The sequence below is a fragment of the Pseudomonas sp. SDT291_1_S447 genome, assembly GCF_054070155.1.
This window is the reverse complement of sequence record NZ_JBSVXS010000062.1, coordinates 1-20,503: the sequence shown is the minus strand read 5'-3', so window position 1 is coordinate 20,503 and position 20,503 is coordinate 1. Positions and strand designations below refer to the sequence as shown.

Below are 20,503 nucleotides of genomic sequence, written 5' to 3'. Positions count from 1 at the left end.
CCCTGAATGGACAAAGCCCTACCCTGCCCTTAAGGTTCGAAGCTTTGAGTTCAGCCGGCAGCGAGCCCCTCCATGAGTAAATACAACCAGATCTATAGCGATCTGCTGGCCAGCATTACCACCGAACGCCTGGAACGCGGCGCGCGACTGCCCTCCGAAACCGAACTGATGGACAGCTATCAGGCCAGCCGCGGCACCGTCCGCAAGGCGATCGAGCTGCTGCAGGAACGCGGTTTCGCGCAGAAGGTGCACGGCAAAGGTACGTTCGTCCTGTCGACCAACCCGATCGAGTTTCAACTCGGTGGCATTGTCAGTTTTCAGGAAACCTATCCGCGGCTGGGGAATGACGTCAGCACCGACGTCGTCGAGCTGACTCAGTTCGCGCTTGAAGGCAGTCTGCTCGAGCACATCAAGGCCGAGCCCGGCAGCCTGATAACCCGGGTCAAACGTGTACGGCGGATTGACGGCAAACGGGTCATCCTCGACATCAATCATTTTGTCACCGAGGTTATTCCCGGCCTGTCGCTCGATATCGCCGAGCAATCGATCTACGCCTATATCGAACAGACCCTGCAGCTGCAGATCGCTTACGCCCAGCGCACCATCGAAGCGCAGCCACGCAGCAAGGATGACCAGTTGCATCTGGATCTCGATGGCCAGAGCCACGTGATCGTGGTCAGCAACCAGACATTCCTGCAGGACGGCCGGCAATTCGAATACACCGAGTCACGGCACACCCTCGACAAGTTCTACTTCTCCGACGTGGCCCGGCGCTGACCCCTGCACATTTCGAACGGTAATGTGCGGTACATAGATAGTGCACTCCCCTTGAGCGACTGAGCCATGCTCGGCGTTCATTTCTCAAGGATGGAGAAAGCATGAAATCGCCCGAACAGCGCCCTCTGCCGAATGCAGCAGACAAAGCCTCTCTCAAAGCCATGGCTGCGACAGTCGTTCAAATGTGCCCAGGCCTTCACGACGAGGCGCATCAAGTCGCCCGCGAATTGCTGGAGCGTAAGCACCTGAAGGGGATCGATCCGGACCGGGTTTATTTCCATCGATTCAAATCTGCGCAAAGCAGCACCCGCTCGTTTACCGGCTGGGAGCACATCCGCGAAAAGCCCTACGAATCGATAACCCTCACACAACTGGTGATTCATCGCTTTCGGGCCACCGATCAGGACAACGCTGACCTGCTGGATCTCTATGCCGGTTTCTATACCGACGGCCCCGACACCGAAGATTTCGATCACCGCAATGAATGTCGCCTGCACGGCAACGAGGTACTCGACGCCTTCTGGGACATCGACTTCAGCACGCGGTACCACAACCAGCTGACGGCCTTCTGGAACACCCACGGCAATGATTTTCGCACGCTGGCCAAATGCACTTTTCTCAGCCGTGCGGTGCAGGCACTTGAACTCAAGCAACTGACCGACAGTGATTTCCAGTGCCTCGTCGGCGCGCTGATCGGGCCTGTCACCTGGCCAGTGACCCTGGCAATGATGCAATCGAGCCACACCGTAGACGGTGACGTGCGCGCTTTCGATATCAGTGGACATGTCGCCACCAATCTCCTGCGCGTCGTCGCTCCCACTGGCCGGCAAATCATCTATATGCCCGGTGAAGAGTTGGCATTCGTCGTCAAGCAAACTCCGGCGGACATGCACTGGTGGGTGCTCGAGCAGATGAATCAAATTACTCGGCGGCAGAACTTCTTCAGTCACTTTCCACTCGCCGAACGTCAGCGAATGACCGAGAACATCACCGATCTGATGAACCGGCTGGTGAGCACCTGGGGCCACGCCGATCATCATCTGATCAATCAGCACAACCTGGCGCTCAGTGGTGATGCGTTCAGTGGATTACGTGACACCACCCGCAACGCAATGTTCGCCGAAGCCAGCCTGTCGCTGACGTCCAACGGCGATCTGCGTAAAAAACTGTGGATCGGCTATTTGAGCGCCGGCCTCAAAGTGTTCGGCCCGATGGCCGCTGTAGGCTGGCCTGTTGCGCTGCCGGTGATCGGCGCCGGCATTGCCAGCATGGGCTTGAACATCGATCAGGCGGTCAACGGCAAAACCGCCAGCGAACGCAAGGCCGGGGTGCTTGGCGCCGTGGCGAGCGGGATTGAAACGCTGTTCAATCTCCCGTTCCTCAAAGGCACCGGTGCAATGCTCGAGACAGGCGTACAGGTCGAAGCGGCCGAGGCAACGGAAATGGCGAAGCTGATCGAGTCAGCGTCAGCCGTGGAACCGGAGCCGCCTGTCGATACGCAGCAAATCATGGTTTCGGATAGCCCCGACGTCTTCGTTTCTGAACCTGATCCCCCCAGACTGATTCCGGCGGCCAGCGCGCCGCCGCCACAGGTTCCGCACAAATACCTGTGCAATGAACTGCTCGACGGTTTGCAAGCGGAAAGCGAACCTGGACAGTTCGAAGGTATTTTTCGACTTGATGCTGATCCTCCCTACGCCGTCCTGCTTGATGAAAATCCTTACTACGTCAAATATTTCACCGACTCGCGTGGGGGTGGCTATTGGGCAATCGTTGACCCTGAGCGACCCAATCAGCTTGTTCATTCATTACCGATTCGCCTGAATGCCGAAGGTCTGTGGGAGCGTATGCGATCGCTGGGCCTTTCGGGCGGCGGCCAGTGCATGGGCAAGGCGTGTGCCCCGGATATCGCGCTCGACACCTTTGAACCCCCAGCGTCCGAAGTGGCCGTCGAACCGGAGTTCGAATCAGCCGCGACAGTCGTGCGCCCGATCCGCATCGTGCCCTCTGCCTACGATATCGAGCCGACGGTGCGCCGTTCGATAAAAGGCTGGGCGCTGAACTTGAACGAAACCCATGCCCAACTGCTGCCCGATGCCTCCGGCGCGTTCAGCATGGCCGACCCCTTTGAGCTCTACGCGGTGAGCAAGCGCAAACTGCTGCAGACCGCCGCCAGAAAATTCTTCAGCAATCTTCCATGGATTACCTCGCCTGCGCGACCGCCAACGCCAGAAATCACGGCACCGCTGGACATTCCCGGCCTGTTGGATCGCATCTTTGAATCAGCCTCGGGGCTGGTGGTGGGCGAAACCCTGGATCGTATCGCCAGCATGCGCTTCATGATTGAAAACATGCCCGCTCTGGCAAGGCACGCAAAAACCCTCTACATGCGCGGGATCCTCAGTGACTTCGCTCAAGTGGAATTGAACCGCTACTTCACCTCCGGCACCCTGTCGGCGGATCTGCAAACCTACCTGAGCAGCCTGGGCACCGATCCGGCGGGGCGCTTCAATGCATTGGAACTGGTCAAGGTTGCCAGGCAAAACGGTGTTCGTATCCAGGGGATTGATTGCGCCGCGAGCTACAAAATGAAGTCCCCGCTATCGCCCTATGACGAGCAGATGATCGGTACTTATCTGGCGAGCGACCTCATGACGGGAGACACCTACCTCAACAGCCCCCGGAAATGGATCGTGCTGATCAGTGCGCAAAACACCAACACGCTCAGAGGCCTTGCCGGTATCAGCGAAATAAAGAGTGGCATCGGGTTGCGCATCGAGGAAGTCGGGATGGACACGACCATGGACATCGAGGCTGATCCGGGTATCGAAGTGCGTCGTGGATCATTTCCAAACGGCTCCGCATCACCGGGTAATAACGACGTACTGCGCGCTGACCTGCGTCTACGCGTACCGGCCGAACCGGTGAACTGGACTGAGGATACGTTAGAGAACCTGTTGCACAGGCGCGGCATGTTCATGCTCAGAAAAATCGCCGATACCTACACCGTGGTGCACCGCAGCAAGCAAGGCATGCTCGTGCGAACGCGCGTGAGTCAACTGGCGGATGGAAGCGTTTCGTTGCACCGCCCGTCATGGCCGCAAGTGAACGATGTCCCGTTCGCCAGCATCGAGCAAATGTCTAACCGATTGATCGAAATGGGCCTGACATTACAAAGCCGTCTTCCGGACTGACAGCGTGGCCCGAGACAGCCGCTACCCTGCCCTCGGGAGCCGTTGCTCAGCGGGATAACGCCATCCGTCGGCCTTGCAGCATGCAATACATATGCAGTGCATCGCTCTTGAGCTGTTCGGTCATGCTTGATTCTCGTTTTCCCCATGGATGGAGAAGTACATGAACACTCCCGAACGCCGTTTGCTGCCGAACGCAGCTGACAAGGCCAGCCTCAGGGCAATCGCTACATCACTCGTGCAGGCTTGCCCCAGCCTGCTGGAGGCGGCCCGTGAGGTCGCCCTTCAATTGCTGATCGACAAAGGACTGCCGGGCCTTGATCCGGACCGTATCTATTTCCATCGATTCAGGGCCGCGCAGAGCAGCAACCTGACCTTCACCGGCTGGGAACATCTGCTGGAAAAGCCCTATGAATCGTTGACCCTCACCCAACTGGTAATCCAGCGCTTTCGCGCCACCGATCAGGACAATGCCGATCTGCTGGGGCTGTACTGCGGCTTTTACGCAGACGGGCCGCAGGCCGACAACTTCAATCAGGATAATGAAATTCGACTGCTGGGCAGTGATGTGCTGCAGGCGTTCTGGAATATCGATTTCAGCAGCCGCTACACCCGGCAACTGACCACTTACTGGCAAACCTCGTCGCAGCATTTCCGGACACTGGCCAAGTGCAATTTTCTCAGTCTGGCAGTACAGGCGCTGCAACAGGGCCACCTTGAGGGTACAGATTTTCAGCGCGTGATCGATTCGGTTATCGGCTCCGTGACCTGGCCTGTCACCCTGCAAATGCTACAAGCCTCGCACCCGGTGGGCGCTCATGTACGCGCGCTGGATCTTGATGGGCACGTCGCCACCTATGCGCTGCGTTTCGTTGAGGACAATGGTCGGCAAACCCTTTACTTACCCGGCGAAGTGCAACCCTTTCGGCTGATGGAAGATCAAGCGGATCTGCACTGGTGGATGCTGGAACAGATGAATACGGAGGATAAGCGCAAGATCTTCATGAACCGCTTCTCCCTGGCCGACCGCAACCGGATGGGCGAAAAACTCAATGACCTGATGACTCGCCTGGTCAGCACCTGGGGTCATAGCGATCACCGGATGATCAACCATGGCAACGTCACCATCAGCGGTGACGCGTTCACCTGGTTAAGCGATTCGACACGCAGCGCCATGTTTGCCGAAGCAGACATGGCGCTGACCTCCAACAGTGATCTGCGCAAAAAACTCTGGATGGGTTACCTCAGTGCCGGTCTCAGGGTATTCGGCCCGATGGCAACCGTGGGATGGCCGCTGGCACTGCCGGTGATTGGCGCCGGTATCGCCAATATGGGGTTGAACATCGATCTGGCGGTCAACGGCAGGACGGCTGTCGAGCGCAAGGCCGGCACCCTTGGCGCGGTGCTCAACGGCATTGAAGCATTGTTCAACGTTCCGTTCCTGATCGGTACCGGCGCGCATCTGGAGGTGGGCCCGCAGGTCGAGTTTGCCGAAGCCGAAGAAATGGCCGGACTGATCGAATTCACCTCGGGCAACGATCCATTTCTGCCACCGCTGGATCAGGCGCCCTTGCTGACCACTGACGAGGAGACTGACGAGATGGCCAACGACATCCCCATCGAGACATCACCCCGCCCCACGCTGCACGGCCTGCTCGCACCACAGATTCCTGCCCGCTACCAGTGCAACGAATTGCTTGATCGTTTTTCTGTAGAGACCGAGTCCGGGAAGTTTCAAGGCATTTACCGACTCGGCAACGCTCAGCCCTATGCCATCGAGATCGAAGGCAACGCGTACTACGTGCGGTACTTCGACGCCTCCGGGGACAGTGGCAACTGGGCCATCGTCGATCCGGAACACCCCAACCAGTTCGCGTATTCATTGCCAGTGCGTTTCAGTGCAACCGGCAAATGGGAGCGCACGCCGGCGCTGCGTCTCAAAGGTGGCGGGCAGTGCGTGGGCACGCCATGTGCGTCCGATATCGAACTGACCTCGCAGGTCATCTCATCAACCCCGTCGCCAGGCCTGCCATTGGTCGAACCGGTGCCATCCACTGCCCGTCCGCTGCGCCTGGTGACCACCCTCGGTGAAATCGGAGAGCTGGACGTGGCCAAACTGAAAAAGTGGGCAATGAACCTGCCACAGGATTCTGCCGATATGGCGAACATCGTCCCAGACCATCCATCTGACGAAGAACAATTCACGCTGTTTTTCAGCCAAAAACGCACACGACTCCTGAACGAAGCCAAAGAGCATTACTCAGAGCTGGACTGGACCAATCTGCCTGCGCGTCCGGTAATACCCGAAGTCAGTCACTCGATGCCGACCGATGAACTCGTTGATCGAGTCTTCGAGAAAACGATGGGGCTGGTGGTGGGAGAAACCCTCGATCGCGTCACCAGCATGCGATTCATGATCAGCAACATGCCAGCGTTTGCACGACACATCACGACGCTCTACGTGGGTGACCTGCTGAGCGATTTTGCCCAGATGGATCTGAACGGTTTCTACACGAGCGGGCAGATGTCAGAGGATCTGCGGATTTATCTGGGCAGTCTCGGAACCGATCCAGGCGAGACGTTCAACATCCTCGAACTGGTCAAGACCGCGCAGGCAAATGGCGTACGCGTTCAAGGCCTTGGTTGCGCGGCGATCTCCAAAATGAAAGTGCCGCTCACCTCGATTGAGGAGCAAATGATGAACGCTCAGCAGATAAACAGAATCATGTGGGGCGACGCACTCCTCAATCGACCGGGCAAATGGGTAGCCTTGATCGATGCACAGAACACCAATAATTTCAGAAACCTGCCAGGCATCAGCGAACTCAGAGGCGGTATCGGTTTGCGTATCGAAGAATCCTTACCTTCGGAAGTGCCAGGAGTCAGCATCGACCCGGGAGTCAAGGTGGCTCGCGGGCCCTTCGACAATGGTGCATCGACCCGCAACTCGTTCGACTACCTTTACGCTGACCTGCGTCTGCAAATCGACGCGCCGCCGGTGATATGGACAGAGGCGGCGCAGGCACGCCTGCTCCATCGCAATGGCATGTACCTCGTCGAGAAATCGCAAAACGGTTACACGCTGGTGCGGCGCGGCAGTACAGGCAGCATTGTTCGAACGCCGGTGAACCTGACGCAGGACGGCCAGGCTTATATCTGGCTTCAGTCAATGCCGCGCATCAGTGGCGTATTGTTTCCAGATATCGCAGCGTTATCTCAGCGCCTGATAGAAATAGGCCTGAAACTGCAAAGTCGCTTACCCACCTGAAAGGATTCGCGCGGCGATTGAAACGAAAAACCCCTGGCCTGGGCCAGGGGTTTTCGTTCACTCAATACCAGCTTCGACGCGCGGCAGGATCACTCCCACTCAATCGTCGCCGGCGGCTTGCTCGATACGTCGTAAGTGACGCGGGAGATGCCTTCGATTTCATTGATGATGCGGCCGGAGACTGTTTCCAGCAGTTCGTAAGGCAGGTGAGCCCAACGCGCGGTCATGAAGTCGATGGTTTCCACGGCACGCAGGGCAACCACCCAAGCGTAACGACGGCCGTCGCCAACAACGCCAACCGATTTCACTGGCTGGAATACTACGAAAACTTGACTGAATCTGTGGGAACTTCGTCGCCCTTGAAGGCACACTTGACCAATAACGTCACCACTCGCCTGGGCTATAGACGAGCGCCTTGTCGCTCATCCCCGTTTTTTTCTGGTGAAGCAGCTTGTTACCGTTGAGAGAAACAACAACCTGACAAAAAGCGAAAACCTTACGTAAAATGCCGCCGTGGCTATGGAACACCTTCCTTCTAATCCCTATGAAACTAGGGGTTCCGCTCTCCACACCGCGCCTGCTTCTAGCAGGCGTTTTCATATCAGCTGTAGACACGATGCTGCAGCTCGCTCACGACGACGACCCAAGGAGAAAATCAAGCATGAATCAGGAGCTGTTCCTGCGTCGCCGTAGCAAAGTTCACGTCCCTATGGGCACTGGCGGTGCCACGCGTGCTCAGGTCGCATCGGCTGTCCGTGAAGTCGCCGCGTTCCGATGCGTACTTTCAGAGCCTCTGATTGAGCAAATCGGCATGTTGTCAGCGACAGAACTCAAGTACTGGCTGCGTAGCATTGTCGGAGTGCTTCGGCGCAGGAATGGCGCTCATGTGCACCACCGGCCGTTTTATCCTGACTTTCCAGAACAGGTTCTGACGGCCACAGAGGGGGAGTTGTACCTAAACGCCGTCATGCATTACCTCACGCTTCGACGTTTACCAAAGACTGAAGAATCTCGACCTCCACTGCTTGAGGGCAACCTCATACCCTGGGTTATCGAACCGGGGAGCATCCCTCAGTTCGAGTCACTGCTCGAACCGCTGTTGTCATCGCGCACCTCGCTCTCCGAGGAGGAAACCGCTGATGTCCTCTGGTTTGTCCGAGAGTACAAACGCGATGTGTTCCGTTTGCTGCCTGAGGACATCCCTTTCCGAGAGATCCGTGCACAGTTGGGCGGCGCACTTATCCTGCATGCAGCCGGCGATGCACGGGTGGACGCATTCCTGGAGCGCAACGTGGAAACGGCGACGGATGTGCTACGACTCGCGGTCGCCCTGAGTGGCGGAGACGTATCGCTGACGACAGCGTCGACACGTTTCAGAACGATGAAGCGCTCGATGCGCCGCCTGTTGTTGCGCCTGCTCGACTCAATACCCATCGCTACAGAAGATGTGATGCGCCATGCCGAACGCTGGAAACGTCTCGCTGAAGTACTGCATCCAGGCGACTACGCCGATAAGTACCCACGAGCACTAGCCGCCATCACGGCAGCGCGCCGCAACGAAGCGCCAGCCACCTTTGGTTCACGTGTCGAAACACTGCTGGCCCAGCGCGACATCGCCGCGCTTACGCCCATACTACAGAGCCGTCCTGGTGAGTTCGCACGACGGCTGGACGTAGCGCTACGGCGCACGACGGGACCGGAGTCGGTTCTCCAGGCGTTCGAGGCGGTGGCGACACAAGTGTCCTCACCGGTCCTGCTGCAATTGCTGGCCCAGGTACGCGCTCCGCGCCCCCTACCGCTACGGGCATTCACGCCGAAAGGCTCATTCGCCAAAGTCTATGGCATCAAGGATCGCCGCGAACCCATCACTCCCGAGGTGTTGGCTCGCGCAGCCCAAATCTGCGAAAACGCTCTCCTAGTGCGTTTTGCGTCGCTGTCGCCACTTGGCCGCTGTTTCATCGATCCCGCGTTAAGCGAATACAAGGTGCCGCTGGCGCAGCGTGCCTCATCGAAGTCGCTACGTACGCTGGTGCGGGGCAGTCGCTTGCCTATGCCTGATACAAGTTTCATTCGCCTGTTTCTGTGGTGGAAGAATGGCAGCCAACGCACGGACATCGACTTGTCCGCCGCTTTTTTCGACACCAACTTCGTCTTCAAACAAACAGTCGCGTACTACAACCTGAAGGATTTCGGCGGTTGCCACAGCGGCGACATCACCGACGCGCCCGACGGAGCTTCGGAGTTTATCGACCTCGATATTGATGTCCTGATCGAACAGGGTATTCGCTACGTAGTCACGTCCATCAACTCATACACCGAGCAACCGTACTGCGATCTTCCAGAATGCTTCGCGGGCTGGATGGCCCGCGCCGACACGATGTCGGGTGAAGTATTCGAGCCGCGATCGGTGTTCGACCGGATCGATATCGCATCCGACACCGTGATTTGCCTGCCTTTCGTGATGGACTTGCAGGAACGACGCATGATTTGGGCCGACCTGGGGCTTACTTCATCGCCGCGCTGGAACAACGTCGGGAACAACCTCAGTGGGGTATCGCTGATGCTGCAGGCCTTAGTGCACACACCACGTCCGGATCTGGAAACCCTGTTCGACTTGCATGTTCGAGCACGGGGGGAACGAGTGATCTCACCGCAACAGGCAGAGGCGGTGTTTGCACCTGATCAAGGGATAACGCCGTTCGATACGGATTTGATTCGATCGCGGTTTCTCTGATACGTATGCCAGCGTTTGCGATCGATTGAGAACTACGACCCTTGCTTCGGTGCTCCCACCAAAAAATGCCAGTCATCCTCACTGAATGGCCGTTCGCTCCAGAGCACTATGAGAAACTCAAAAAAAATGCCTGATGCATAAGCACCAGGCATTTTTTGTTTCAGCCGATCGGCCCTGAGGCCGGGGGCATCACTCCCACTCAATCGTCGCCGGCGGCTTGCTCGATACGTCGTAAGTGACGCGGGAGATGCCTTCGATTTCATTGATGATGCGGCCGGAGACTGTTTCCAGCAGTTCGTAAGGCAGGTGAGCCCAACGCGCGGTCATGAAGTCGATGGTTTCCACGGCACGCAGGGCAACCACCCAAGCGTAACGACGGCCGTCGCCAACAACGCCAACCGATTTCACTGGCTGGAACACGACGAAGGCTTGGCTGACCTTGTGGTACCAGTCGGATTTGCGCAGTTCTTCGATGAAGATGTGGTCGGCACGACGCAGCAGGTCGGCATATTCCTTCTTCACTTCACCGAGGATGCGCACGCCCAGGCCCGGGCCCGGGAACGGGTGACGGTAGACCATGTCGTACGGCAGGCCCAGCTCCAGGCCCAGACGACGGACTTCGTCCTTGAACAGTTCGCGCAGTGGCTCGACCAGTTTCAGGTTCATCTCTTCCGGCAGGCCGCCCACGTTGTGGTGCGACTTGATCACGTGAGCCTTGCCGCTTTTCGCGCCAGCCGACTCGATCACGTCAGGGTAGATGGTGCCCTGCGCAAGGTACTTGATGTTTTCCAGTTTGTTCGACTGGGCATCGAATACGTCGATGAAGGTGCGACCGATGATCTTGCGCTTCTTCTCTGGGTCGGCTTCGCCGGCCAGGTTGTTGAGGAATTGATCTTCAGCGTTGGCGCGGATCACCTTGACGCCCATGTTCTCGGCGAACATGGCCATCACTTGCTCGCCTTCGTGCAGACGCAGCAGGCCATTGTCGACGAAGACGCAGGTCAGTTGGTCGCCGATGGCCTTGTGCAGCAGCGCGGCAACTACCGAGGAGTCAACACCGCCGGACAGACCCAGCAGCACGTTGTCGGTGCCGACCTGTGCGCGGATGTTGGCGATGGCGTCTTCAGCGATCTTCGACGGCGTCCACAGGGCTTCACAGCCACAGATGTCGAGAACGAAGCGCGACAGGATGCGACCGCCCTGTTTGGTGTGGGTCACTTCCGGGTGGAACTGCACGCCGTAGTAGCCACGGTCGTCGTTGAACATGCCGGCGATCGGGCAGCTTGGGGTGCTGGCCAGAATGTGGAAGTCTTCCGGCATCTTGGTGACCTTGTCACCATGGCTCATCCATACGTCGAGGCCGAACAGGCCGTCAGCGTCGATGTGGTCTTCGATGCCGTCGAGCAGGCGGCTCTTGCCAACCACGTCAACGCGGGCGTAACCGAACTCACGCAGTTCGGAACCTTCAACCTTGCCGCCCAGTTGCTCGGCCATGGTCTGCATGCCGTAGCAGATACCGAAGACCGGTACGCCCAGGTCGAACACTGCCTGCGGGCAGCGCGGGCTGTCGGCGACGTGCACGGACTCGGGACCGCCGGCGAGGATGACGCCTTTAGGAGCGAATTCGCGGATCGCATCTTCGTCCATGTCGAACGGGTGCAGTTCGCAGTACACACCGATTTCGCGCACGCGGCGGGCAATCAGTTGGGTGTATTGCGAGCCGAAGTCGAGGATCAGGATGCGGTGAGCGTGAATATCGAGGGCCATGATTCAGTCTCGTCTAAGTCGTTCAGAAACAGTCGTGATTCAGAAACAACTCGGGGCTGAATCAAACAGCCCCGGTTGCTTACTTTATTGCTTGAAGGCTCAACCTACGCGGTAGTTTGGCGCTTCTTTGGTGATCTGCACGTCGTGCACGTGGGATTCGGCCATGCCAGCGCCGGTGATCCGCACGAATTCAGGCTTGGTGCGCATTTCTTCGATGTTGGCGCTACCGGTGTAGCCCATCGAGGAACGCAGACCGCCCATCAACTGGTGAATGATCGCGCTCAGGGTGCCTTTGTACGGCACACGGCCTTCGATGCCTTCCGGAACGAGTTTCTCGGCGCCTGCCGAGGAGTCCTGGAAGTAACGGTCGGAAGAACCTTGAGCCTGGGACATGGCGCCCAGCGAACCCATGCCGCGATAAGCCTTGTACGAACGGCCCTGGAACAGTTCGATTTCGCCCGGTGCTTCTTCAGTACCGGCGAACATCGAGCCCATCATCACGCAGGAAGCACCGGCTACGATGGCCTTGGACAGGTCACCGGAGAAACGGATGCCGCCGTCGGCGATCAGCGGAACGCCGGTGCCTTCAAGGGCAGCGGCGACGTTGGCGATGGCACTGATTTGCGGGACGCCGACACCGGCGACGATACGGGTGGTGCAGATCGAGCCAGGGCCGATACCGACCTTGACTGCGTCGGCGCCAGCTTCGGCCAGAGCCTTGGCAGCGGCGCCGGTGGCGATGTTGCCGCCGATCACCTGCACTTCAGGGAAATTCTCTTTGACCCAGCGAACGCGGTCGATCACGCCTTTGGAGTGACCGTGCGCGGTATCGACTACCACCACGTCCACGCCAGCATTGACCAGAGCGGCAACGCGGTCACCGGTGTCTTTACCGGTGCCGACAGCGGCGCCAACGCGCAGACGACCTTGATCGTCCTTGCTGGCCAGCGGGTAGGCTTTGGCTTTTTCGATATCGTTGACGGTCATCATGCCTTTGAGGGCGAATTTGTCGTCGACGATCAGCACGCGCTCGATGCGGTGCTTGTGCAGCAGTTCGCGTGCTTCGTCCTTGCTCGCGCCTTCCTTGATCGTGACCAGACGCTCTTTGGGCGTCATCACTTCACGGACGGTGGCTTCCAGACGGCTTTCGAAACGCACGTCACGGGAAGTGACGATGCCGACCAGGTCGCCATCGTGCAGAACCGGAACGCCGGAAATGTTGTGCATGCGGGTCAATTCGAACAGATCACGAACCGTGGCATCAGCCTCGATGGTGATCGGATCCTTGACGACGCCGGCTTCGAACTTCTTGACCTTACGCACTTCGGCAGCTTGCTGCTCGATGGTCATGTTCTTGTGGATAATGCCGATGCCACCTTCCTGAGCCATGGCGATTGCCAGACGGGCTTCAGTAACGGTGTCCATTGCAGCAGAAACCAGAGGAATGTTCAGCTCGATGCCACGGGTAAGGCGGGTCTTGAGACTGACTTCGTTAGGAAGTACCTCGGAATAACCAGGCACTAAGAGAATGTCGTCGAATGTCAGAGCTTCTTGGCTGATACGCAGCATCGCGGGGGCTCCCGAGCGGGAAAATGGAAGCGCGCCATTATAGTCATCCACCCCCTGCTGTTCAATGTAAAACTCAGCTTAATATCAATGTTGCTGATATACGGAGATCCCCGGCCCTACAGCTCCACCTTGACCCAAGAGACAGGTTGATCGAGCCAATCGGCAAACTCATCGATAAAGCTTTGCTTGAAGCCCGCCTCCAGCCAGTTGTTGAAGATGAAGCCGAGGTTGGAAAACGCACATTCCTGCAAAAACAGAAAACCGTTGATGTCGTCTTCATGGCCGCATTCCGGGCAAGTGAAGTTGTCTGTGCGGCCCGGGAACCAGTCTTCAAGGCTTTCGAACAGCGCTTCGCCGACTTCACGACGGCACTCGGCGCAACCGGCTTCTTCGAGAAAGCCTTTGGCCGGGGTGTAGATGCAGCGCTTGGTGACGATCTCCAGCCCGTTGATCGGCTCACCGAACGGCAACGCCTGCGGGTGCAGGACCACGGCACGGGCGCCATCGGCAATCGCGTAAGCCATGCGGTTACCGGTGCGGCCACAGGTGGTCAGCTCTTCTTTGATGATGTTCTTGCGCACCAGCCAGCGCACGATCGCCCGGGCCCGGGGTTCGTGGACCGGCAGGGTGGAGATTTTCGGGACGATGATGCTTTGCGAATTCATGGTGCAGCCTGCGACGTCAAATGGAAATTCTGCGGTGCTCACTCCGCCGCCATCGCGGGCAAGCCCGCTCCCACAGGGATCTCGTTCGGTCACAAATGTTGTGTACACCAGAGAAACCTGTGGGAGCGGGCTTGCCCGCGATGGCGTCAGTGCGGCCGGCAGCTTAATCCCTGACAAAATCCGGTCAAGTGCTGAGGTAGCGCCCGATCAACGCGAGCCCGCTCGCCAGCACCAGCCATGTCACCAAACGCACAAACGCCTCACGCGACAAGCGCAGGGTCAACCGCCGGCCAATCCATAGCCCTAGCGCCATCGCGGGCAACAAACACAGCGCCAGTATCAACAAGGGTAGCTCGGCATACACACCGGCGATGGCAAACAGACTTAAACGCACCACCGTGCTGCAACTGATCAGCGCACTTTGCGTGGCCCGGGCGGCCTCTTTCGGCAAGCGGCTGTTGAGATAAATGGCATATAAAAAGCCGCCACTGCCAAACAGCGCGCCGAACAATCCGCCCACCGTCCCCATCGGCACTGCCCACCCCGCAGACAATTGCGTCGGCCGCGCTTTCACCCACAGGCTGTAAATCGCGTAAGCGCTGATAAACAACCCCATCAACAGCAGCAACACATCGGACTTGAGGTTGAGCAGGAAAATCACCCCCAACGTGCAGCCGACAGCCATGCACGGCAAGAGCCGCAACAACTCGGGCTTAGCCACATCCCGCCGCGACGGCAGCAGGTTGCCGATCGCAGCGACGAAATCGAGTAGTACCAACAGCGGCACGATCTTCGACAGCGGCATGAACAGAATCAGAATCGGCCCCGCCACCAGCGCCGTGCCGAATCCGGCGATACCGAACACGATGTAAGCCAGGGCGATGCCCAGCCCGATCACCGCCCAACCGCCGGGGCCCCACGCCCACTCACTCAACAACCCCGCCACGCTCATCGATGCGCTTCCTTAATAAGCCTGTGATGACTTTAGCCAGCGCCGAGGGTTGCGACTAATATCTTAAAAGTCGCTTACCCATCTCAAAAAGGCATGCCTTATGCTTTCCACCCGTCAACTGCGTTACTTCGTCGAAATCGCTGAGTGCGGCAGCTTCAGTTCGGCAGCCGAACGGTTGTTTGTTGCGCAATCGGCGCTGAGCCGGCAGATCAAGGACATGGAGACGCGGCTGCAAACCCCACTGTTCGAACGCACGGCGCGCCAGCCTCGACTGACGGCGGCGGGCGAGGCGTTTTTGCCGCGCGCCAGAAATCTGCTCAATGAGTTGAGCAAGGCCAGTGCCATGGCCACTGAAGTCGGTAACGGTCAGCTCGGCACGTTGCGCCTCAGCCATTCCAGCACCGTGTCGATCAGCGGTCGTTTGCTCGGTGAAATCGGTGCGTATCTGCAGCAACAACCCGGTGTGACGCTGGACATCGGCAAGTTGTCTTCCGAGACGCAACTGGAAGAGTTGGCCGAAGGACGCCTCGACATCGGCCTGCTGCGCCTGCCGGTGTTGCGCCAGCGCGAAGGGATTCAGATTGTGCCGCTGTTCACTGAGCGGTTGCTGCTGGCGGTACCGATGGATCATCGATTGGCCGCGGCTGAGCGTGTCGACCTGGCCCAACTGAAGGATGAGGCGTTCATCTCCATTCCGCATCCGCAACGCGGCGGACTGAGCTACCTGTGTGCCGATCTGTGCATGCGTCAGGGTTTTTTCCCGAAAGCCGCGCGCGTGATGTCGCGCAAAACCACGCAATTGCAGCTGATTCAGGCCGGTTTCGGCATCGCCCTGCTGCCGGAATCGATGCAGGACATCGCCCCGAGCGGCGTACGATTCCTGCCGCTGACCGATCCCGATTGCCACACCACCGTCGCCGTCGCCTACCGCCAGAATCCCACACCCCTGATTCACCACTTCATCGAAACCTTCACAACCCCCTTGTAGGAGTGCGCCTGCTCGCGATAGCGGTTGAGCATTCAACCTATCCTGCGACTGACACACCGCTATCGCGAGCAGGCTCACTCCTACAGGGGACTTGTGGTGATTCAACGGCAAATGCCTTTAAACTGCGCCCCATGATTAAAGATCCCTTTGCAAGACTTGGCCTGGACCGTGAAGTCCTGACTGTCAGCCAGCTCAACGGCCGCGCGCGGGTGTTGCTCGAAGACGTGTTCAGCAACATCTGGGTCGAAGGCGAAATCTCCAACCTCGCCCGTCCGGCGTCCGGCCACATCTATTTCACCCTCAAGGACAGCGGCGCGCAGGTGCGTTGCGCGCTGTTCCGGCAGAACGCGGCGCGGGTGCGTCAGGCGTTGAAGGACGGCCTGGCGGTGAAGGTGCGTGGCAAGGTTTCGCTGTTCGAAGGCCGTGGCGACTATCAACTGATTCTCGACACCGTGGAGCCTGCCGGTGACGGCGCGCTGCGCCTGGCCTTCGATGCGTTGAAGGAAAAGCTCAGCGCCGAAGGTCTGTTCAGTGCCGAACGCAAAGTGCCGTTGCCAGCACATCCGCAACGCATCGGCATTATCAGTTCGCCAACTGGCGCGGTGATTCGCGACATCATCAGCGTGTTCCGCCGCCGTGCGCCGCAGGTGCAACTGACGCTGATCCCCACCGCCGTACAGGGCCGCGAAGCCACCGCGCAAATAGTCCGCGCCCTGAAAATGGCCGATGCCCGTGGTTTCGACGCACTGATCCTCGCCCGTGGCGGCGGCTCGCTGGAAGACCTATGGTGCTTCAACGAAGAAGCCGTGGCCCGCGCCGTCGATGCCTGCGTGACGCCAATTGTCAGCGCCGTTGGCCATGAAACCGATGTGTCGATCAGTGACTTTGTCGCTGACGTTCGCGCTCCAACGCCGTCCGCTGCCGCTGAATTGCTCGCCCCGGATTCCAGTCATCTGATCCGTCAGGTCGAAAGCCTGCATCGCCGCCTGGTGATGCGCATGCGTGACCGTTTGATGCGTGATCGCCTGCGTCTGGAAGGCATGGCCCGTCGTCTGCGTCATCCCGGCGAACGTCTGCGCCAGCAGGCGCAGCGTCTGGACGATCTGGACATGCGCATGCGCCGGGCGTTCGAGCGTCATCTCAATACCCGTCGCGAACGCCTGATCCGCCTGGAAACCCGCCTCGCCGGGCAACATCCGGGGCGGCAATTGGCAATGTTGCGTCAGCGCCTCGACAGTCTCGCCGAACGTCTGCCCCGCGCCATGCGCGAAGGCCTGAAAAACCGTCGCCTGCAATTGCACAGCCAGATGCAGACGCTGCATGTGGTCAGCCCGCTGGCAACGCTCGGCCGTGGTTACAGCATTCTGCTCGATGAGCGCGGCCATGCGATCCGCAACGCCGCGCAAACCCACACCGGCCAGCGCCTTAAAGCCAAACTCGGCGAAGGCGAGCTGCAAGTGCGCGTCGAGGACAATCACCTGACGCCCGTCACCCTCTCATTACTGGACTGATCCATGCCGCGTTTTCTGGCTCCACTGTTTCTGCTGTGCCTGACCTTCAATGCCCACGCCGACAGTTACATCACCCGGCTGCTGAACAAACCGGTGCCGGGCGGCGTCGCGGTGGTTGATCTGGGCGCGGCTGCACAGGCGCCGAAAGCCACGTATCAGGGCAAACCGGTGCTGGTGGTAAAAGAGCAGAACAACTGGCTGGCGATCGTCGGTGTGCCGCTGACGGTCAAACCCGGCGCGCAGCAGATCAGCAGTGGCGGGCGCAATCTGCCGTTCACCGTGGGCAACAAAAAATACCCGGAACAGCGCATTACTCTGAAGAACAAGCAGCAGGTCAATCCGGATCAGTCGAACCTCAAGCGCATCGAGGGTGAACTGGCTGAACAGATCAAGGCTTACCGCAGCTTCAGCCCGAACACGCCGAGCAATCTGTTGTTGGACAAACCGGTGAACGGGCCGCTATCGAGCAAGTTTGGCGTGCGCCGCTTCTTTAATGGTGAGGAACGCAATCCCCACGCCGGCCTCGACTTCGCGGTGCCGATGGGCACGCCGATTAAGACCCCGGCGGCGGGCAAGGTAATCCTCACTGGCAACTATTTCTTCAACGGCAACACGGTGTTTGTCGACCATGGCCAAGGCTTTATCAGCATGTTCTGCCACATGTCGAAGATTGATGTGAAAGTCGGCGATCAACTGGCGCGGGGCGCGGTGGTCGGCAAGGTTGGCATGACCGGCCGGGCGACCGGCCCGCATATGCACTGGAATGTCAGCCTGAATGATGCGCGGGTGGATCCGGCGATTTTCATTGGTGCGTTTCAGCCTTAAGAAAATTGATGGGCTGATGGCCCCTTCGCGAGCAAGCTCGCTCCCACATTGGATTGCGTTCACAACACAAATCCCTGTGGGAGCGAGCTTGCTCGCGAAGGCGGCTTATAAAGCACATCAACAGTTACTGAATTGCTATAAACCTCGATTGCGCCCCATTCAAACCTCGCGCAAATATCACAACGTTCAGCGATCTCCAGCGCAATAAAATCCCGCAAAAACCCGCTTTCCGAGTATTCCTCTCAATTTTTTCCGACTGCTTGCCATCCTCTCCCCTCGCGGTTAGGGTTGAAGGCATGAAAACCTCTCACACCCTCATTCAGCTTCGCCAGCACCGCAGCCTGTGCCTCGTCAGCGCACGACTGCCAGGCTGAATCGCGGCACCTCGTCCCACGCTTTTCCCAGAACATTCGTAACACCGGCAGGCCGCCTCTTTTCGGCCCAGACAATAAGGAATTTCCCGATGAGCATGCTCAAAGATCCGTCTTCGAAATACCGCGCGTTTCCTGTCATCAACCTGCCGGATCGCACCTGGCCGTCGAAAACCATCGACACCGCGCCGATCTGGTGCAGCTCCGACCTGCGTGACGGCAACCAGTCGCTGATCGAACCGATGGACGCGGTGAAGAAGCTGCGCTTCTGGAAAACCCTCGTGCAAGTCGGCGTGAAGGAAATCGAAGCATCGTTCCCGGCGGCTTCGCAAACCGACTTCGACTTCGTGCGTACCCTGATCGAAGAAGGCCACATCCCGGACGACACCACCATCCAGGTGCTGACCCAGGGCCGTGAAGACCTGATCGAGCGCACCTTCGAATCCCTCCGTGGCGCGAAGAAAGCCATCGTTCACTTGTACAACGCTACCTCGCCGTCTTTCCGTCGCATCGTCTTCAACCAGGACAAGGACGGCATCAAGGCCATCGCGGTCAATGCCGCAAAGCTGTTCGTCAAATACGCCGCGATGCAGCCGGACACCGAATGGACCTTCGAATACTCGCCGGAAACTTTCAGCGCCACCGAGCTGGAATTTGCCAAGGAAGTCTGTGACGCGGTGATCGAGGTGTGGAACCCGACACCTGAGCACAAGATGATCCTCAACCTGCCCGCCACCGTTGAGTGTGCGACCCCGAACGTCTACGCCGACCAGATCGAGTGGTTCGGCCGCAACATCAACCGTCGTGACAGCGTGATCATCAGCCTGCACACCCACAACGACCGTGGCACCGGCGTAGCCGCTACCGAGTTGGGCCTGATGGCGGGTGCTGATCGCGTCGAAGGCTGCCTGTTCGGCAATGGCGAGCGTACCGGTAACGTCGACCTCGTCACCGTCGCATTGAACATGTACACCCAGGGTCTCGACCCGCAGCTGGACTTCTCCGACATCGACGGCGTGCGCAAAGTGGTTGAGGAGTGCAACCAGATTCAGGTTCACCCACGTCACCCGTACGTTGGCGACCTGGTGCACACCGCGTTCTCCGGCTCGCACCAGGATGCAATCCGCAAGGGCTTCTCCCAGCAGAAACCCGATGCACTGTGGGAAGTGCCGTACTTGCCGATCGACCCGGCCGACATTGGCCGCAGCTACGAGGCGGTGATTCGCGTCAACAGCCAGTCGGGCAAGGGCGGCATCGCTTACTTGCTGGAGCAGGAATACGGCATCAGCCTGCCACGTCGCATGCAGATCGAGTTCAGCCAGGTCGTGCAGCGTGAAACCGACCGCTTGGGTCTGGAGATGACCGCCAAGCAGATCCACTCGCTGTTGATCAGCGAATACCTGCAAGCCAACACCCCGTACGCGCTGGTCAGCCATCGCCTGCAGGAAGAAAACGGCAACAGCGCCGTCGAAGTGGAAGTGGCGAGCAAAGGTCAGGGTGAAACCAACCTGCACTGGCGCGGCAAGGGCAACGGTGCGCTGGAAGCACTGGTCGCCGGCCTGCCGATTCCGGTGGAGATCATGGACTACAACGAACACGCGATCGGCGCGGGCACAAACGCCAAGGCAGCGGCGTACATCGAACTGCGTGTGAATGGCGAGCGTGCGGTACACGGCGTGGGTATCGATGAAAACATCACCACCGCCAGCTTCAAGGCCCTGTTCAGCGCGCTGAACCGCTCGCTGAGCCAGCCAGAGGCGAAAGCGGCGTAATCGACCGCTGAAATGCAAAAGGCCCCGGAGTGCGAACTCCGGGGCCTTTTTGTTGAAGATCAAAAGATCGCAGCCTTCGGCAGCTCCTACAGGATGTACGCCGTCCCGATGTA

At 58.8% G+C, this 20,503-nt stretch carries 12 protein-coding genes and 1 pseudogene; 8 read left to right on the top strand and 5 right to left on the bottom strand.

What is annotated here, in order from left to right; genetic code table 11:
- Positions 1-72 precede the first annotated feature (72 nt).
- The 3 genes from treR (at position 73) to ACW9IR_RS18680 (ending at position 7,236) form a co-directional block, all read left to right on the top strand.
- Complete coding sequence (gene treR / locus ACW9IR_RS18690; RefSeq protein WP_102900326.1) at positions 73-777, top strand: trehalose operon repressor; 705 nt, start codon at positions 73-75, stop codon at positions 775-777.
- A 101-nt stretch (positions 778-878) separates the two neighbouring features.
- Positions 879-3,971, top strand: a complete 3,093-nt coding sequence (locus ACW9IR_RS18685; RefSeq protein WP_457464587.1) for a membrane-targeted effector domain-containing toxin — start codon at positions 879-881, stop codon at positions 3,969-3,971.
- Between the two features lie 160 nt (positions 3,972-4,131).
- Positions 4,132-7,236, top strand: a complete 3,105-nt coding sequence (locus tag ACW9IR_RS18680; RefSeq protein WP_457464585.1) for a membrane-targeted effector domain-containing toxin — start codon at positions 4,132-4,134, stop codon at positions 7,234-7,236.
- Positions 7,237-7,325: 89 nt separating this feature from the next.
- Here the strand turns inward: ACW9IR_RS18680 and ACW9IR_RS18675 are convergent.
- Positions 7,326-7,580 (bottom strand): annotated as a pseudogene (locus ACW9IR_RS18675) (GMP synthase (glutamine-hydrolyzing)); the annotation flags it as partial.
- Positions 7,581-7,897: 317 nt separating this feature from the next.
- Between ACW9IR_RS18675 and ACW9IR_RS18670 the strand changes: the two are divergent.
- On the top strand, positions 7,898-9,970 hold the full coding sequence (locus tag ACW9IR_RS18670) for a TerD family protein (RefSeq protein WP_457464583.1): 2,073 nt from the start codon (positions 7,898-7,900) through the stop codon (positions 9,968-9,970).
- A gap of 189 nt (positions 9,971-10,159) precedes the next feature.
- Here ACW9IR_RS18670 and guaA read toward each other — a convergent pair whose 3' ends face one another.
- The 4 genes from guaA to ACW9IR_RS18650 all read right to left on the bottom strand — a co-directional run bounded on the left by guaA (position 10,160) and on the right by ACW9IR_RS18650 (position 14,923).
- A complete protein-coding gene (guaA, locus tag ACW9IR_RS18665; protein WP_110718916.1) occupies positions 10,160-11,737 on the bottom strand; it encodes a glutamine-hydrolyzing GMP synthase in 1,578 nt (525 codons plus the stop codon).
- Positions 11,738-11,836: 99 nt separating this feature from the next.
- Positions 11,837-13,306, bottom strand: a complete 1,470-nt coding sequence (gene guaB / locus ACW9IR_RS18660; protein ID WP_007916845.1) for an IMP dehydrogenase — start codon at positions 13,304-13,306, stop codon at positions 11,837-11,839.
- Positions 13,307-13,422: 116 nt separating this feature from the next.
- Positions 13,423-13,971, bottom strand: coding sequence for a sugar ABC transporter ATPase (locus ACW9IR_RS18655; RefSeq protein ID WP_038363001.1), 549 nt, complete (start codon positions 13,969-13,971; stop codon positions 13,423-13,425).
- Between the two features lie 184 nt (positions 13,972-14,155).
- Positions 14,156-14,923 (bottom strand): sulfite exporter TauE/SafE family protein, encoded by a 768-nt coding sequence (locus tag ACW9IR_RS18650; protein ID WP_457464580.1) that lies wholly within the window; start codon positions 14,921-14,923, stop codon positions 14,156-14,158.
- A gap of 100 nt (positions 14,924-15,023) precedes the next feature.
- On the opposite strand from ACW9IR_RS18650, the gene ACW9IR_RS18645 reads away from it, so the two are divergent.
- The 4 genes from ACW9IR_RS18645 to leuA all read left to right on the top strand — a co-directional run bounded on the left by ACW9IR_RS18645 (position 15,024) and on the right by leuA (position 20,390).
- Positions 15,024-15,911 carry a LysR family transcriptional regulator gene (locus ACW9IR_RS18645; RefSeq protein WP_457464579.1) on the top strand — a complete coding sequence of 296 codons (888 nt, stop codon included), beginning with the start codon at positions 15,024-15,026 and terminating at the stop codon, positions 15,909-15,911.
- A gap of 131 nt (positions 15,912-16,042) precedes the next feature.
- On the top strand, positions 16,043-17,422 hold the full coding sequence (gene xseA, locus ACW9IR_RS18640) for an exodeoxyribonuclease VII large subunit (protein ID WP_016984362.1): 1,380 nt from the start codon (positions 16,043-16,045) through the stop codon (positions 17,420-17,422).
- A gap of 3 nt (positions 17,423-17,425) precedes the next feature.
- Positions 17,426-18,247 (top strand): M23 family metallopeptidase, encoded by an 822-nt coding sequence (locus ACW9IR_RS18635; RefSeq protein ID WP_102900320.1) that lies wholly within the window; start codon positions 17,426-17,428, stop codon positions 18,245-18,247.
- A 463-nt stretch (positions 18,248-18,710) separates the two neighbouring features.
- The gene (gene leuA, locus ACW9IR_RS18630) at positions 18,711-20,390 is read left to right on the top strand and encodes a 2-isopropylmalate synthase (protein WP_007916856.1); all 1,680 of its coding nucleotides are present in this window, start codon (positions 18,711-18,713) and stop codon (positions 20,388-20,390) included.
- Positions 20,391-20,503 lie beyond the last annotated feature (113 nt).

Excerpts from the sequence above, each read along its gene's own strand:
- ACW9IR_RS18685 (WP_457464587.1), top strand. The coding sequence starts at position 879 with ATGAAATCGCCCGAACAGCGCCCTCTGCCGAATGCAGCAGACAAAGCC.
- treR (WP_102900326.1), top strand. The coding sequence starts at position 73 with ATGAGTAAATACAACCAGATCTATAGCGATCTGCTGGCCAGCATTACC.
- leuA (WP_007916856.1), top strand. The coding sequence starts at position 18,711 with ATGAGCATGCTCAAAGATCCGTCTTCGAAATACCGCGCGTTTCCTGTC.
- ACW9IR_RS18680 (WP_457464585.1), top strand. The coding sequence starts at position 4,132 with ATGAACACTCCCGAACGCCGTTTGCTGCCGAACGCAGCTGACAAGGCC.
- ACW9IR_RS18670 (WP_457464583.1), top strand. The coding sequence starts at position 7,898 with ATGAATCAGGAGCTGTTCCTGCGTCGCCGTAGCAAAGTTCACGTCCCT.
- ACW9IR_RS18635 (WP_102900320.1), top strand. The coding sequence starts at position 17,426 with ATGCCGCGTTTTCTGGCTCCACTGTTTCTGCTGTGCCTGACCTTCAAT.
- guaA (WP_110718916.1), bottom strand. The coding sequence starts at position 11,737 with ATGGCCCTCGATATTCACGCTCACCGCATCCTGATCCTCGACTTCGGC.
- ACW9IR_RS18650 (WP_457464580.1), bottom strand. The coding sequence starts at position 14,923 with ATGAGCGTGGCGGGGTTGTTGAGTGAGTGGGCGTGGGGCCCCGGCGGT.
- xseA (WP_016984362.1), top strand. The coding sequence starts at position 16,043 with ATGATTAAAGATCCCTTTGCAAGACTTGGCCTGGACCGTGAAGTCCTG.
- ACW9IR_RS18645 (WP_457464579.1), top strand. The coding sequence starts at position 15,024 with ATGCTTTCCACCCGTCAACTGCGTTACTTCGTCGAAATCGCTGAGTGC.
- ACW9IR_RS18655 (WP_038363001.1), bottom strand. The coding sequence starts at position 13,971 with ATGAATTCGCAAAGCATCATCGTCCCGAAAATCTCCACCCTGCCGGTC.
- guaB (WP_007916845.1), bottom strand. The coding sequence starts at position 13,306 with ATGCTGCGTATCAGCCAAGAAGCTCTGACATTCGACGACATTCTCTTA.